At 71.3% G+C, this 12,781-nt stretch carries 14 protein-coding genes; 10 read left to right on the forward strand and 4 right to left on the reverse strand.

What is annotated here, in order from left to right; all coding sequences use genetic code 11:
• Nucleotides 1–291 precede the first annotated feature (291 nt).
• From leuC to IEY89_RS32010, 5 genes are all read left to right on the forward strand, one after another.
• Nucleotides 292–1,710: a 3-isopropylmalate dehydratase large subunit gene (gene leuC / locus IEY89_RS31990; protein WP_189151018.1), complete on the forward strand. Its 1,419-nt coding sequence runs from the start codon at nt 292–294 to the stop codon at nt 1,708–1,710.
• Nucleotides 1,707–2,303, forward strand: coding sequence for a 3-isopropylmalate dehydratase small subunit (gene leuD, locus IEY89_RS31995; RefSeq protein WP_189151019.1), 597 nt, complete (start codon nt 1,707–1,709; stop codon nt 2,301–2,303). The genes leuC and leuD overlap by 4 nt, the downstream gene beginning before the upstream one ends.
• The gene (locus tag IEY89_RS32000; protein WP_189151020.1) at nt 2,300–2,965 is read left to right on the forward strand and encodes a cysteine hydrolase family protein; all 666 of its coding nucleotides are present in this window, start codon (nt 2,300–2,302) and stop codon (nt 2,963–2,965) included. The genes leuD and IEY89_RS32000 overlap by 4 nt, the downstream gene beginning before the upstream one ends.
• Nucleotides 2,966–2,970: 5 nt before the next feature.
• Nucleotides 2,971–3,975 (forward strand): TauD/TfdA family dioxygenase, encoded by a 1,005-nt coding sequence (locus IEY89_RS32005; protein WP_189151021.1) that lies wholly within the window; start codon nt 2,971–2,973, stop codon nt 3,973–3,975.
• A 76-nt stretch (nt 3,976–4,051) separates the two neighbouring features.
• Nucleotides 4,052–4,471, forward strand: coding sequence for a cupin domain-containing protein (locus IEY89_RS32010; protein ID WP_189151022.1), 420 nt, complete (start codon nt 4,052–4,054; stop codon nt 4,469–4,471).
• Between the two features lie 60 nt (nt 4,472–4,531).
• On the opposite strand, the gene IEY89_RS32015 is transcribed toward IEY89_RS32010, so the two are convergent.
• The gene (locus tag IEY89_RS32015) at nt 4,532–5,065 is read right to left on the reverse strand and encodes a CGNR zinc finger domain-containing protein (protein WP_189151023.1); all 534 of its coding nucleotides are present in this window, start codon (nt 5,063–5,065) and stop codon (nt 4,532–4,534) included.
• Between the two features lie 164 nt (nt 5,066–5,229).
• On the opposite strand from IEY89_RS32015, the gene IEY89_RS32020 reads away from it, so the two are divergent.
• The gene (locus tag IEY89_RS32020; RefSeq protein ID WP_189151024.1) at nt 5,230–6,165 is read left to right on the forward strand and encodes a DMT family transporter; all 936 of its coding nucleotides are present in this window, start codon (nt 5,230–5,232) and stop codon (nt 6,163–6,165) included.
• A 52-nt stretch (nt 6,166–6,217) separates the two neighbouring features.
• Nucleotides 6,218–7,228, forward strand: a complete 1,011-nt coding sequence (gene gap / locus IEY89_RS32025; protein ID WP_189151025.1) for a type I glyceraldehyde-3-phosphate dehydrogenase — start codon at nt 6,218–6,220, stop codon at nt 7,226–7,228.
• A gap of 105 nt (nt 7,229–7,333) precedes the next feature.
• Here the strand turns inward: gap and IEY89_RS32030 are convergent, their stop codons facing one another.
• A complete protein-coding gene (locus tag IEY89_RS32030) occupies nt 7,334–8,116 on the reverse strand; it encodes an IclR family transcriptional regulator (protein WP_189151026.1) in 783 nt (260 codons plus the stop codon).
• Nucleotides 8,117–8,306: 190 nt separating this feature from the next.
• Here IEY89_RS32030 and IEY89_RS32035 point away from each other — a divergent pair, with 190 nt between their 5' ends.
• Entirely contained in the window at nt 8,307–9,470 is a 1,164-nt protein-coding gene (locus IEY89_RS32035; protein ID WP_189151027.1) for a cysteine desulfurase family protein, read from the forward strand.
• A gap of 171 nt (nt 9,471–9,641) precedes the next feature.
• Here IEY89_RS32035 and IEY89_RS32040 read toward each other — a convergent pair whose 3' ends face one another.
• Nucleotides 9,642–10,379, reverse strand: a complete 738-nt coding sequence (locus IEY89_RS32040; protein ID WP_229695523.1) for an N-acetylmuramoyl-L-alanine amidase — start codon at nt 10,377–10,379, stop codon at nt 9,642–9,644.
• Between the two features lie 60 nt (nt 10,380–10,439).
• Here IEY89_RS32040 and mnmA point away from each other — a divergent pair, with 60 nt between their 5' ends.
• Complete coding sequence (gene mnmA, locus IEY89_RS32045) at nt 10,440–11,564, forward strand: tRNA 2-thiouridine(34) synthase MnmA (RefSeq protein ID WP_189151028.1); 1,125 nt, start codon at nt 10,440–10,442, stop codon at nt 11,562–11,564.
• Between the two features lie 87 nt (nt 11,565–11,651).
• Here mnmA and IEY89_RS32050 read toward each other — a convergent pair whose 3' ends face one another.
• Nucleotides 11,652–11,975, reverse strand: a complete 324-nt coding sequence (locus tag IEY89_RS32050) for a DUF427 domain-containing protein (protein ID WP_189151029.1) — start codon at nt 11,973–11,975, stop codon at nt 11,652–11,654.
• Nucleotides 11,976–12,070: 95 nt separating this feature from the next.
• Between IEY89_RS32050 and IEY89_RS32055 the strand changes: the two genes are divergently transcribed.
• On the forward strand, nt 12,071–12,769 hold the full coding sequence (locus tag IEY89_RS32055; protein ID WP_189151030.1) for an SDR family oxidoreductase: 699 nt from the start codon (nt 12,071–12,073) through the stop codon (nt 12,767–12,769).
• Nucleotides 12,770–12,781: the final 12 nt, after the last annotated feature.

The raw sequence follows: 12,781 nt of genomic DNA on the forward strand, positions 1-12,781 counted from the left end.
CAGTCGACGGACGGCGAGGGGCTCACCGGCCGGGGGTGCGTCCGTGGCGCGGGGGTGACCGGTGACAAGGTGTCCGTTCACTTCTTCTCCGGATGTACTGAGGACAGACCGAACAGGTGCGGACCGCGCGTTCATGCTGAGGGACCGGGGCCCCGGCGTCTTCCACCGACGGAGGACTCCGGCGCACGTCGCGGCCCGGCTGCGCCGAAGGAGGAACGCCGTGCACCGGGGGAGGAGGCCTCCACCATCGGCCGATGTCACCCCCGTGCCGCGTGGACGAGCCTGTCGGCCATGGGTTCAACGCTTGCGCAGAAGGTGTGGGCCGGTCACACGGTCCGCAGGGGCGGCTTTGGGGGCGACGATCTGCTGTACGTCGACCTGCATCTGCTCCACGAGGTGAACACGCCGAGGGCGTTCGACGGTCTGCGGGCCGCCGGCCGCACCGTACGGCGTCCCGACCTGACGGTGGGCACCGAGGACCACAACGTGCCCACCATCTCCCTGACCGGCCTGTTCGACGACCCGGCGGGCCGCCGCCAGGCCGCCCAACTGCGGGACAACTGCGACGCCTTCGGGATTCCGGTGCACCGGCGCGGTGACGACGGGCACGGCATCGTGCATGTCATCGGGCCGGAACAGGGCCTGGTCCGGCCCGGGATGACCGTCGTGTGCTGCGACTCGCACACCACCACACTGGGTGCCTTCGGGGCCCTGGCCTTCGGGATCGGCACCAGCCAGGTGGAACACGTCCTGGCGACGCAGACCCTGTGGACGGGCCGCCCCAAGGACATGGCGGTCACCGTCACGGGCACCCTCCCGGCGGGCGCGACCGCCAAGGACCTGGTGATGACGCTGATCGCGCGCATCGGCACCGGTGGCGGCCAGGGGCACATCATCGAGTACCGGGGAGAGGCCGTCGACGCCCTCTCCATGGAGGGCCGGATGACCCTCTGCAACATGTCCGTGGAGGCCGGCTCCAAGGCTGGTGTCGTCGGCCCCGACGAAACGACGTTCGCCTATCTGCGCACCCGCCCCGGAATGCCCGAGGGCGCGGACTGGGACGCGGAGGTGGCGCACTGGAAGAGCCTGCGCACCGACCCGGACGCGGAGTTCGACCGGGAGGTCGTCCTCGACGCCTCGACGATCCGGCCGTACGTCTCCTGGGGGACCAACCCGGCGCAGAGCGCGCCGGTGGACGCCCGGGTGCCCGGCCCGGACGAGTTCGCCACCCCCGAGGAGCGGACGGCGGCCGAGCGCGCCCTGACGTACATGGACCTGCGGCCGGGCAGCCGGCTCCAGGACATCGGGATCGACACCGTGTTCGTCGGATCCTGCACCAACGGCCGGATCGAGGACCTGCGCGCGGCGGCCGAGGTGCTGCGCGGACGCCGGGTCGCCGACGGGGTGCGGATGCTCGTCGTGCCCGGCTCGGCCGCCGTGCACCGGCAGGCCGTGGACGAGGGCCTCGACAAGGTCTTCACCGGGGCGGGCGCCGACTTCCGGCCCATCGCGGGCTGCTCCATGTGCTGCGGCCTCAACGAGGACCGGATGAAGGCCGGACAGCGTGCCGTGTCCACCAGCAACCGCAACTTCGAGGGCCGGCAGGGCAAGCAGGCCCGTACGCACATCGCCTCCCCGGAGGTGGCGGCGGCCAGCGCGGTCACCGGCCGGATCACCGCCCCCGCCGACCTGGGAGACGGACGCTCATGAACCGGTTCACCGTGCACGTCGGAACGGCGCTGCCCCTGCGGCGCAGCAACGTCGACACCGACCAGATCATCCCCGCCCGCTTCGTCCCCTACTTCCAGCTGACCGGACAGGGCAACGGCCTGTTCGCGGACTGGCGCGACGACCCGGCGTTCGCCACCAACCAGCCCCAGTACCAGGGGGCCACCATCCTCGTGGCCGGCAACGAGTTCGGCACCGGCTCCTCCCGGGAGTCCGCGGTCTGGGCGCTGCAGAAGGCCGGCTTCCTGGTCGTCCTCGCCCCGCGCTTCGGCGACATCTTCCGCGAGAACGCCCTCATGCGCGGTTTGCTCCCGGTGCAACTCCCGGCGCTGGCCATCGAGTTGCTGTGGGCGCTCACCGAGGCCGACCCGAGTACGCCCGTCACCGTCGACCTGGAGACCCAGCAGGTCCGGTTCGCCGACCGCACCGAGGAGTTCGAGGTGCCCGAGGCGGCCCGCCGCCGGCTGCTCGACGGCACCGACACCATCGGCGACACCCTGCGCCACGAAGCGGAGATCACCCTGCACGAGCGCGCCCGACGGCCGCTCCTGCCCCGGACGAGGAGTGCCGTATGACGACGGAAACCCTTCACGAACGGCGTCCCGCCCTGCTCGTGCTGGACCTGATCAACGAGATCTCGCACCCCGAGGGCAGGTACAACGACGTCTGCCTCGACCAGATCGAGAGCCGGGGCGTCCTCGGCCACGCCCGCCGTGCCGTGGACCGGGCCCGCGCGGCCGGTATCCCGGTGGTGTACGTGATCGTCGGCTTCTCCCCGGGGCTGGCCGACTGGCCCGAGACCTCACCGCTGTTCACCGAGGCGGCCGACGGTGACCGGCTGATCCTGGGCACCTGGGGCACCGAGGTGCACGAGTCGCTGAAGCCCCTGGCCGACGAACCGGTGGTCGCCAAACGCCGGGTGAACCCGTTCCTCGGCACGCACCTCGAACTGATCCTGCGCGCCAGGGGCGTCAACACCCTGTTGCTGACCGGGGTGACCACGGACCTGGTGATCCTCTCCACCGCGCGCGAGGCGCACGACCGGGACTTCCTCGTCGAGGTCCTGGAGGACGCCACCGCCACCTCGGACCCCGAACTGCACCAGGCGGCGCTGACGTTGCTGCGCCGCACCGCCGAAGTGACCACCGTGGACGCGGCGTTGGGGCAGCCGCAGACCACCGGCCTCGCAGCCGCCACCGACACCGCCGACCCCGCCGAAACCGAAGGGAACGTGTGACGCCGATGCAGCCGTGCCATTCCATCAGCGACCGGGAGAAGGACGAGCTGTACGGGGTGCTCGAAGCCGTCGACACCAGTCCGTACACCGACTACCCGGCCTTCTCCGCCGCCGTGCGGCAGGCCACGGCGGGCAAGGTGCCGGCCTCGCTGGTCGCGGCGGCCGACCGGATCCGCGCCGAGCGCGAGCAGGGCGTCTCGGACACCCATGTGCTGCGCAACTGCCCGGTGGACAAGGATCTTCCGGAGCTCGGCCACGACGACCCGCAGGCCGACAAGTACGCCCACAAGCACACCTTCGTCGCCGAGGGTTTCCTCGAACTCATGGGGCAGCTGACCGCGACCCCGCTGATGTCCTACGCGACCCGCTTCAACGGGGACTTCTTCACCGACGTCTACTCGATCAACAAGTACCACGGCAAGCAGACCGGTTACAGCGACGGCGAACTCGTCTTCCACAACGACCGCACCGCCCACCCCGTGCGCGCCGACTACATCACCCTCCTGGGCATGCGCTGCCCGCTGGAGGAGTACACCGTCACCAGCCTGGTCGAGGCCCGCACCCTGCGCGCCGCCCTCTCCGCAGACACCCTGCGCGTCCTGGGGGAGCGGCACTTCGTCACCCCCTTCGACGTGGTCTCGCGGGACAACAACAGCGGCCTGACCGTCTCCGACAGGCACGCGGTCTTCGAGGGCGACTACGGCATCCGCTACCTGGACACGCACACCACGGTCGCGCCGGACGCCCCGGGCGAGGCCAAGGACGCGCTGATCGACCTGAAGAACGCGCTCACCCGGGCGGAGAAGAAGCGGCACCGCATCCTGGAGGGCGACCTGCTGATCTTCGCCAACCAGAACGGCCTGCACAGCCGGGAGAAGATCGAGGTCATCGACGCCGAACGGTCCCGCTCGCGCTGGCTGCTGAAGACGTACGCCTTCCGCAGCCAGGCCGTCGCGGACGGCTTCGCGGACCGCTGGACGGACGGCACCCCGGGCCGCGTCGGCGACTGACCGCCCCGAGCCGCTCACCCCGGCTCGCCCTCCGCAATCCCCGTAACCGCGCGACGCAACCGAAGGGAACACCCCCATGACTCCGCCCTCGACCTCACCGGCGACCTCCACCGAGGACTACGTCGGCGCCCCGCTGCCCACCCTGTTCACAGGAATGCCCGGTCTGTCCTTCGCCCCGCAGGAGCTGGTCTTCCAGCCGGTCGTGGCCGACGGGCGGACCCAGGCCGAGATGGCCCCGCTGTACACGGTCGCGCAGACCGGCGAGAACGGTCCGGCCGCCGCGGTCATGCACTACCTCCCGGGTGCCAAGGCCCCCTCGCACCTCCACCCCGGCTTCGAGCTGATCTACGTTCTCAGCGGCGAGCTGGAGACCGACGACGGCGTCTACGCGGCGGGCAGCCTCCTCGTCATGCCGCCGAACAGCGTGCACGCGCCCCGCAGCCCCAAGGGGTGCGTCGGCCTGGTCGTCTGGGAGCGCCCGGTCCAGGTGGTGTGAGCGCGGGCAGGGCGAGGCGGGGGCGGGTGGGCGACCACCCGCCCCCGCCTGTCGTACGGGTCAGGCGTGCCGGGAGCGGTAGAGCGCGGCCTTGGCCCGGTTGCCGCAGCGCGCCATGTCGCACCAGCGCCGGGAACCGCGGTGGGACCGGTCGACGTACAGCCGGGTGCACCGGGGCGCCGCGCACTCCTTCACCTGCTCCGGGGTAAGGGTGATCAGCTCGACGGCGTCACGGGCCAGCGTCGACAGGACGGCCCCGATCGTGCCGTGGCGTACGACAGTGCCGTCGGGCAGCAGTTCGCAGCGCACCGGGTTCCGGCCGGCCGCGCGGTTGACGACGGCGCAGTCCTCCGGGGGCAACAGGGAGCCGTTGGTCGAGGCGACCACCAGCCGGTAGATCGCCTCGCGCAGGTGCAGAGCCGTGGTCAGGTCCGCCCTGGTCGCCGACGCGGGGGAGTCCAGGGCTCCGGAGGCGACGGACCAGTCGGTGAGGTCGGCCGGTGTGGTGAGCAGGTCCAGCGCGTCGTCACGTCGGTTCTGGACCGTACCGACGAAGTCCAGGGCCGCGCTGCCACTGACAAATGCGAACGTCATCTCCTGAGGGTAACCGCACGGGCAGGTTGCGAGAAGTGAAAAATAACCTCTCTGAATGGTTACCTGGACTTCGGGCGTAACCGCATTGACTGGTTGCTTGGCCGTCGGTAGGGTCCGAATAACCCTGTTGACTGGTTACTGCTCGACGAGAGGTCACCCCTGTGATGGAACGCGACGACCTGAAACTCGCAGAGGCCGATGCGGACACCCCTGCCGACGCGGATGCCGGGACAGCGCGGGCCGCCGCGGCGCCGGCCTGGGCGTCCGCGGCGATCCCCGCCGTCTTCGTGGTCCTCTGGAGCAGCGCGTTCATCGCGGCGGTCATCGGCACCGACGCCGCCCCGCCCCTGCTGCTGACGTTCTCCCGCTTCGCGGTCGCCGGTGTGCTGCTCACGATCGTCGCCCTGGTGGCCAAGGCGCCCTGGCCCAGGGGCCGGATGCTGCTTCATGTCATCGTCGTCGGTCTGCTGATGCAGGCCGTGCAGTTCGGCGCCTTCTACACGGCCATCGGCGCGGGCCTGCCCGGCGGTGTCGTCGCGCTCATCCAGGGGTTCAACCCCGTGCTCATCGCCCTGCTGGCCGGGTTCCTGCTGGGTGAGGAGATCACCGGGCGGCAGTGGCTCGGCTTCGCCATCGGCGGCGTGGGCGTCGCGCTCGCCGTCGCCGGGGCGCTGCACTTCTCCACCGGCGCCATCGTGCTGTCCTTCGTCGGCCTGCTCGGCCTGAGCGTCGGCACCGTCTACCAGAAGCGCTACACCCAGGGTGTGGACGTCCGCAGCGGGACCGCCGTGCACTTCCTCGCGGGCGCCCCGGTGATGGGCGTGATGACCCTGACCCTGGAGGACCCCAAGGTCACCGACTGGGGTGCCTTCGGCGGCGCGCTGGCCTGGATCGTGCTGATCAACTCGGTGGGCACGTTCCTGCTGCTCAACTTCATGCTCAAGAAGCAGGACGCCAGCCGCGTCGGCACGCTCTTCTTCCTGACCCCGGCCGTCACCGCCCTGCTCGCCTGGATCGTCATCGACCAGACGCTGAGCCTGTCGGCGATCATCGGCCTCGTCCTGGGCGGCGTCGGCGTCCTGCTCGCGGTCCGCAAGTAGCGCGAGCGGTAGCCGGATCCCCGCCCGCATCCCCAGAGGAGACGAAAGCATCATGAGCATCAAGGTCGCCGTCAACGGGTTCGGCCGCATCGGCAGGGGGTTCCTCAGGGCGGCTCTCGCCCAGGGAGCCGACCTCGACATCGTGGCGGTGAACGACCTCACCGACGCGAAGACTCTCGCCCACCTGCTCGACTACGACAGCACCATGGGCCGGCTGAACGCCCGGGTCGAGGTCGACGGTGACGCCCTGGTCGTCGACGGCCGCAGGATCGCCGTCCACGCGGAGCGCGACCCCGCCAAGCTGCCGTGGGGCGAGCTGGGCATCGACGTGGTCGTGGAGTCCACCGGCTTCTTCACCGACGGCAAGAAGGCCGCGGCGCACCTGGAGGCGGGCGCCCGCAAGGTCCTCATCTCCGCTCCCGCGTCGAACGAGGACCTCACCCTCGCGTACGGCATCAACCACACGAGCTACGACCCGGCCGTCCACCACATCGTCTCCAACGCGTCCTGCACGACGAACTGCCTGGCCCCGCTGGCCCAGGTGCTGCACCAGGGCCTCGGCCTCGAACACGGTCTGATGACCACCGTGCACGCCTACACCCAGGACCAGAACCTCCAGGACGGCCCGCACAAGGACCCCCGGCGCGCCCGCTCGGCCGCGCTCAACATCGTCCCCACGTCCACCGGCGCCGCCAAGGCCATCGGTCTCGTCCTGCCCGAGCTGAACGGCCGGCTGGCGGGCCACTCGCTGCGCGTCCCGGTGCCGGTCGGCTCGATCACCGACCTCTCGGCGTACGTGGGACGCCCGACCACCGCCGAGGAGGTCAACGAGCTGTTCGCCGAGGCCGCCGCCGGCCCGCTGGCCGGCGTCCTGCGTTACACGGACGCCCCCCTCGTCTCCACCGACATCGTCGGCGACCCGGCGTCCTGCGTCTTCGACTCCCGGCTGACCACGGTCATGGGCGGGGGCCGCCATGTGAAGGTCTTCGGCTGGTACGACAACGAGTCGGGCTTCTCCCACCGGGTCGTGGACGTCGTACGACTCCTGGGCACCCGGGCCTGACCGCCCCTCCGTGACCGACTCCGGTGACCCTGCCCCGCGTGACGCCCTGAAACGTCACGCGGGGCAGGTCCCTCTGTCCGGGCGGTGCGGTCGGTCGGGCGGAGCTCAGTCGGAGATGCGCCAGGCCACGCCCCGGCCGGCGCCGAGTTCACGGGAGAGCTGGGTCGCCACCTCGCGTACGGCGACGGCGTGCCGCTGCTGGTCCGCGTCCGTGAGCAGCCGCTCCACGGGGCCGACGATGCCGATGGCCCCCGTCGGGTCGCCGTGCCGGTCGAACACAGGCGAGGCGATACCGGCCTCGCCGAGGGCGCTCTCCTGGTCCTCCAGCGCGTAACCGATGAGCTGGGTCCGCGCCAGCTGCTCCGCCAGGGCGGTGGGGTCCACCACGCTCTGCCCGGTCAGCCGGGCCAGTTCCCCCGCCAGCAGGTCCTTCTGCTCGCTCTGGGGCAGGAACGCGACGACCGCCTTGCCGAGCGCGCAGGTGTTCCACGGAATGCTGGCGCCCAGTTCCAGGATCTGCACCCCGCTCCCGTGGCGGAAGGCGTGGTGCACGACGAGCACGTGCCGGCGGTCGTCGAGCACGGCGACCCATACCGCCTCGCCGGTGCGCTCGGCCAGGGTGTCGGCCCAGGCGACCGACCGTGACCGCAGCTCCTGTGTCTCCAGGTAGGAGTTGCCGAGCCGCAGCAGGGCAGGGCCCAGAAGGTACTTGCTGGTCTCCTTCTCCTGGCGCACCAGCCCCTCGGCCTCCAGGGTGCGCAGCAAGGCGTGCGCGGTGGGCTTCGAGACACCGATCCGTTCAGCGAGGTCCGTGACGCCCAGGCGGGGACCCGAAGTGGCCAGCTCCCGCAGGATGCGGGCCGCGCGCTGAACGGACTGAACCGTCATTCTTACCCACATTCAGTATGTCCGAACAATGTTCGGCAAGCGTAAGGCCTGGCGGTAGCTTAGAGGGAGTTTGCTTGTATGGGACATACGTGAGGGCGCCGTGGTGCGGGCGCACTTTACGCGGCCGGACCGGGCGCGGAAAGGCCTCGGCCATGGGCGGGTCATCGGGGCGCCGTAGAATCACGGCACCATGGCATACCTCGACCACGCCGCGACCACCCCGATGCTCCCGGAGGCGGTCGAGGCAATGACCGCGCAGCTGGGCGTCACCGGCAACGCCTCCTCACTCCACGCGGCCGGCCGGAGGGCCAGGCGCACGGTCGAGGAGGCCCGGGAGACGCTCGCCGAGTCGCTCGGCGCCCGGCCCAGCGAGGTCGTGTTCACCTCCGGCGGCACCGAGGCCGACAACCTCGCCGTCAAGGGGCTGTACTGGTCCCGCCGGGACGCCGATCCGGCCCGCGTCCGCGTGCTCGCCAGCCCCGTCGAGCACCACGCCGTCCTCGACGCCGTGCACTGGCTCGGCGAGCACGAGGGCGCCGTCGTCGAGTACCTACCCGTCGACCCGTACGGCCGGGTCCACCCCGACGCCCTGCGCGAGGCCATCGCCCGCGACCCCGGCAGTGTGGCCCTGGCCACCGTGATGTGGGCCAACAACGAGATCGGCACGATCATGCCGATCCGTGAACTCGCCGACGTGGCACGCGAGTTCGACGTTCCCCTGCATGCCGACGCCGTGCAGGCCTTCGGTCAGGTGCCCGTCTCCTTCGCCGACTCCGGGCTCGCCGCGATGACCGTCTCCGGCCACAAGGTCGGCGGCCCGTACGGCATCGGCGCACTGCTGCTGGGCCGCGAGCACACCCCCGTACCGGTGCTGCACGGCGGAGGCCAGGAGCGGCACGTACGCTCCGGGACCCTCGATGTGCCGGCCGTCGCCTCCTTCGCGGTGGCCGGGCGGATCGCCGCCGAGCAGCAGGAGTGGTTCGCGCACGAGATCGGCGCCCTGCGCGACTCCCTGGTCGAGGGGGTGCTCAGGGTGGTGCCGGACGCCGTGCTCGGCGGTGACCCGGTCGGCCGGCTGCCCGCCAACGCGCACTTCACCTTCCCCGGCTGCGAGGGCGACTCCCTGCTGCTGCTCCTGGACGCCCAGGGCATCGAGTGCTCGACGGGGTCCGCCTGCACGGCCGGTGTGGCCCAGCCCAGCCATGTCCTCCTGGCCACCGGCGTTGCCCCCGGCCTGGCCCGCGGCACCCTCCGCTTCTCCTTCGGCCACACCTCCACCCAGGCGGACGTGGAGGCGGTGACGAAGGCGATCGGCCCCGTGGTGGACCGGGCGCGGGCGGCGGGCCTCAGTTAGCCGAGGGGCGGGTCGGGCGCCGCGGCCTTGAAGGTGTTGCCGTCGGTCGGCAGGGCGAAGGCCGCTCCCGTCGCGCCGACAGATCAGGATCGGGGGACGGGGCACTTCGGGCGGCCGGCGCTCATCGAACGCTCACGAGTTCCGTGCCGGTGACATGCGTCACGATGATCTTCATGTGGTCGTGGTGGAAGCCTCTTCGACGAGCCGCAGGTACTTCTTCCAGTCCCACCCCTCGCCCGGGTCCGTGTGGTCCGTGCCCGGCACCTCCACATGCCCGATGATGTGCTCCCGGTCGACGGGTATGCCGTACCGCGCGCAGATCCTGGCCGTCAGCCGTGCCGAGGCGGCGTACATCGCGTCCGTGAAGTCCTCGGGCTTCTCCACGAAACCCTCGTGCTCGATGCCCACACTCCGCTCGTTGAACTCCCGGTTGCCCGCGTGGAACGCCACGTCCAGCTCGCGGATCATCTGCGTGACCCGCCCGTCCTTGCGGACGATGTAGTGCGCCGCCGCACCGTGCGCGGGGTCCTGGAAGACCTTCACCGCGCTCGCGTAGCCGCCCTGTGTGACATGGATGATCACCCGGTCCACGCCGTAGTCGTCGGGCCGGTCCGCCATCCGCCAGTTCGCCGACGAGGCCGCCACCCAGAGCGCCCCCGCGTAGTCGATCTCGCCCTCCTTGCGCGGCTTCGCCACCCCGGGCACCCGCCACCACAGCCGGGCCAGTTCGTCCCGCGCGAGCACGCCCGTGGCGACGGCGGCCACCGCCCCGCCGATGAGCAGGGCGCGCCGCCCGATCCGCCGGTCGCCGTCCCGCGGAGCCCGCCCGTGGCCCTCGCTCCGCAGTGGCCGGGGAACATCCTGCGAAAGGCCGCGGCCGGTGTCCTGCCGAGCCTGTGTTTCCTTCATGTCAGCGTGAACGGATACTCGCGCGCCCCGGTTCCCGGCGCCCCGTACCCTTGAAGGGTTATGACTCACACCTCGCAGCAGCCCCTCCGCGTACTGGCCGCCATGTCCGGCGGCGTGGACTCCGCCGTAGCCGCCGCCCGCGCGGCGGAAGCCGGCCACGACGTGACAGGCGTCCACCTCGCCCTGTCCGCGAACCCGCAGTCGTTCCGCACGGGCGCGCGTGGCTGTTGCACCATCGAGGACTCCCGTGACGCCCGCCGCGCGGCCGACGTCATCGGCATCCCCTTCTACGTGTGGGACCTCGCCGACCGCTTCCGCGAGGACGTGGTGGACGACTTCGTCGCCGAGTACGAGGCGGGGCGCACCCCGAACCCGTGCCTGCGCTGCAACGAGAAGATCAAGTTCGCCGCGCTCCTCGACAAGGCCCTGGCCCTCGGCTTCGACGCGGTCTGCACGGGCCACTACGCCCAGGTGATCCTCCATGAGGACGGCACGCGCGAGCTGCACCGCGCCTCCGACATGGCCAAGGACCAGTCGTACGTCCTCGGGGTGCTCGACGACCGCCAGCTCGCCCACGCGATGTTCCCCCTCGGTGACACCCTCACCACGAAGGACGAGATCCGCGCGGAGGCCGAGCGGCGCGGCCTCGCGGTCGCCAAGAAGCCCGACTCGCACGACATCTGCTTCATCGCCGACGGCGACACCCAGGGTTTCCTGGCGAACCGCCTGGGCCGCGCCGAGGGCGACATCGTCGACGAGTCCGGCGCGAAGATCGGCACGCACGAGGGCGCGTACGGCTTCACCATCGGCCAGCGCAAGGGACTCCGCATCGGCACCCCGGCCGCCGACGGCAAGCCGCGCTACGTCCTCGACATCTCCCCCGTCGACAACACGGTGACGGTCGGCCCGGCCGCCGCCCTCGACGTCGACGCCCTCACCGCGATCAGGCCCCGCTGGTGCGGCGCGGCCCCCACCGGCCCCGGCACCTACACCGCCCAGCTGCGCGCCCACGGCGGCGAGACCGAGGTGACCGCCGAACTGGTCGACGGCCGCCTGGAGGTCGCGTTCACCGAGCCCGTACGCGGGGTGGCGCCGGGCCAGGCGATCGTCCTGTACGACGGCACACGTGTCGTCGGCTCGGCAACGATCGCCACGACGAACCGGGCCACCGCGGGCATGGTCTGAGCCGTCGTCCCGACACCGCCCGACGCCCTCGGCGTGCGCAGGAGCTCGTGCGTGACCAAACCGGTGGAGAAGGACGACCCGGGAGGTCTACAGGGTCTCGACCTCGTAGAAGCACAGGTGGTCCTTTATCCGGGCCACCTCCGGCTTCGGCTCGGGGTACGCCCAGACGAGGTCGGCGGCGTCCGGGAGGGACCAGTAGGACGCCGTGCCCTTGAAAGGGCAGTACGTGTGGGTCTCGGAGGGTGTCAGCAGGTCGAGGCGGACGTCCTCGGCGGGGAGGTAGTACCGCGGGGGACAGCCGGTCTCCCGCAGGACGAGGGCGCGTCCGCTCTCGGCGAGCACCTGGCCGCCGTGGACGACCCTTACCCGGTCGGGGGTCTGCTCGATGGTGATCGTGTGTCCTTCAGCCATACCTGAGGAGCGTTCGCGGACCCGGAGTTGTTCCCGCCGGGGAGGGGGAGGGCGAGGGGGGAGCGCGGAGGGCGTGAGGCCCCGGTGATGCGAGCATGGCGGGCATGGCTACTCATGTGATCACCGGAGCGGGTTCGGGCATCGGTGCGGCGGTCGCGAGGCGGCTGCACGCGCGCGGGGACGAACTCGTGCTGCACGCGCGTGACGCGGGCCGCGCGAAGGAACTGGCGGCGGGGTTCCCGGGGGCGACGACGCTGGTGGGTGACCTGTCCGACCCGGACCGGCTGTCCTGGGCGTTCTCCCACCAGACGCTGCCCGACCGGGTGGACTCCCTGCTGCACATCGCGGGGGTTGTCGATCTGGGCCCGGTCGGTGACCTGACCCCCAAGACCTGGCGCCACCAGCTGAACGTCAACCTGATCGCCCCCGCCGAACTGACCCGGCACTTCCTGCCCCAACTCCGCGCCGCCCAGGGCCAGGTGGTCTTCGTCAACTCCGGCGCGGGCCTGAGTGCGAGTGCCAACTGGTCCGCGTACGCCGCGTCCAAGCACGGACTCAAGGCGCTGGCGGACTCGTTGCGCCAGGAGGAACACGGGGCCGGGGTGCGGGTGACGACGGTGTATCCGGGGCGGACGGCGAGTCCGATGCAGGCGAAGGTGCACCAGCAGGAGGGCAAGGAGTACGACCCGTCGAAGTGGATCGACCCGGAGTCGGTGGCGACGACGATCCTGCTGACTCTGGACCTGCCCCGGGACGCGGAGATCAACGACGTGACGGTACGCCCCGGCAGGTGATGTCGGGTTCTC

It is taken from the genome of Streptomyces lacrimifluminis, from assembly GCF_014646095.1.
Lineage (GTDB): Bacteria > Actinomycetota > Actinomycetes > Streptomycetales > Streptomycetaceae > Streptomyces > Streptomyces lacrimifluminis.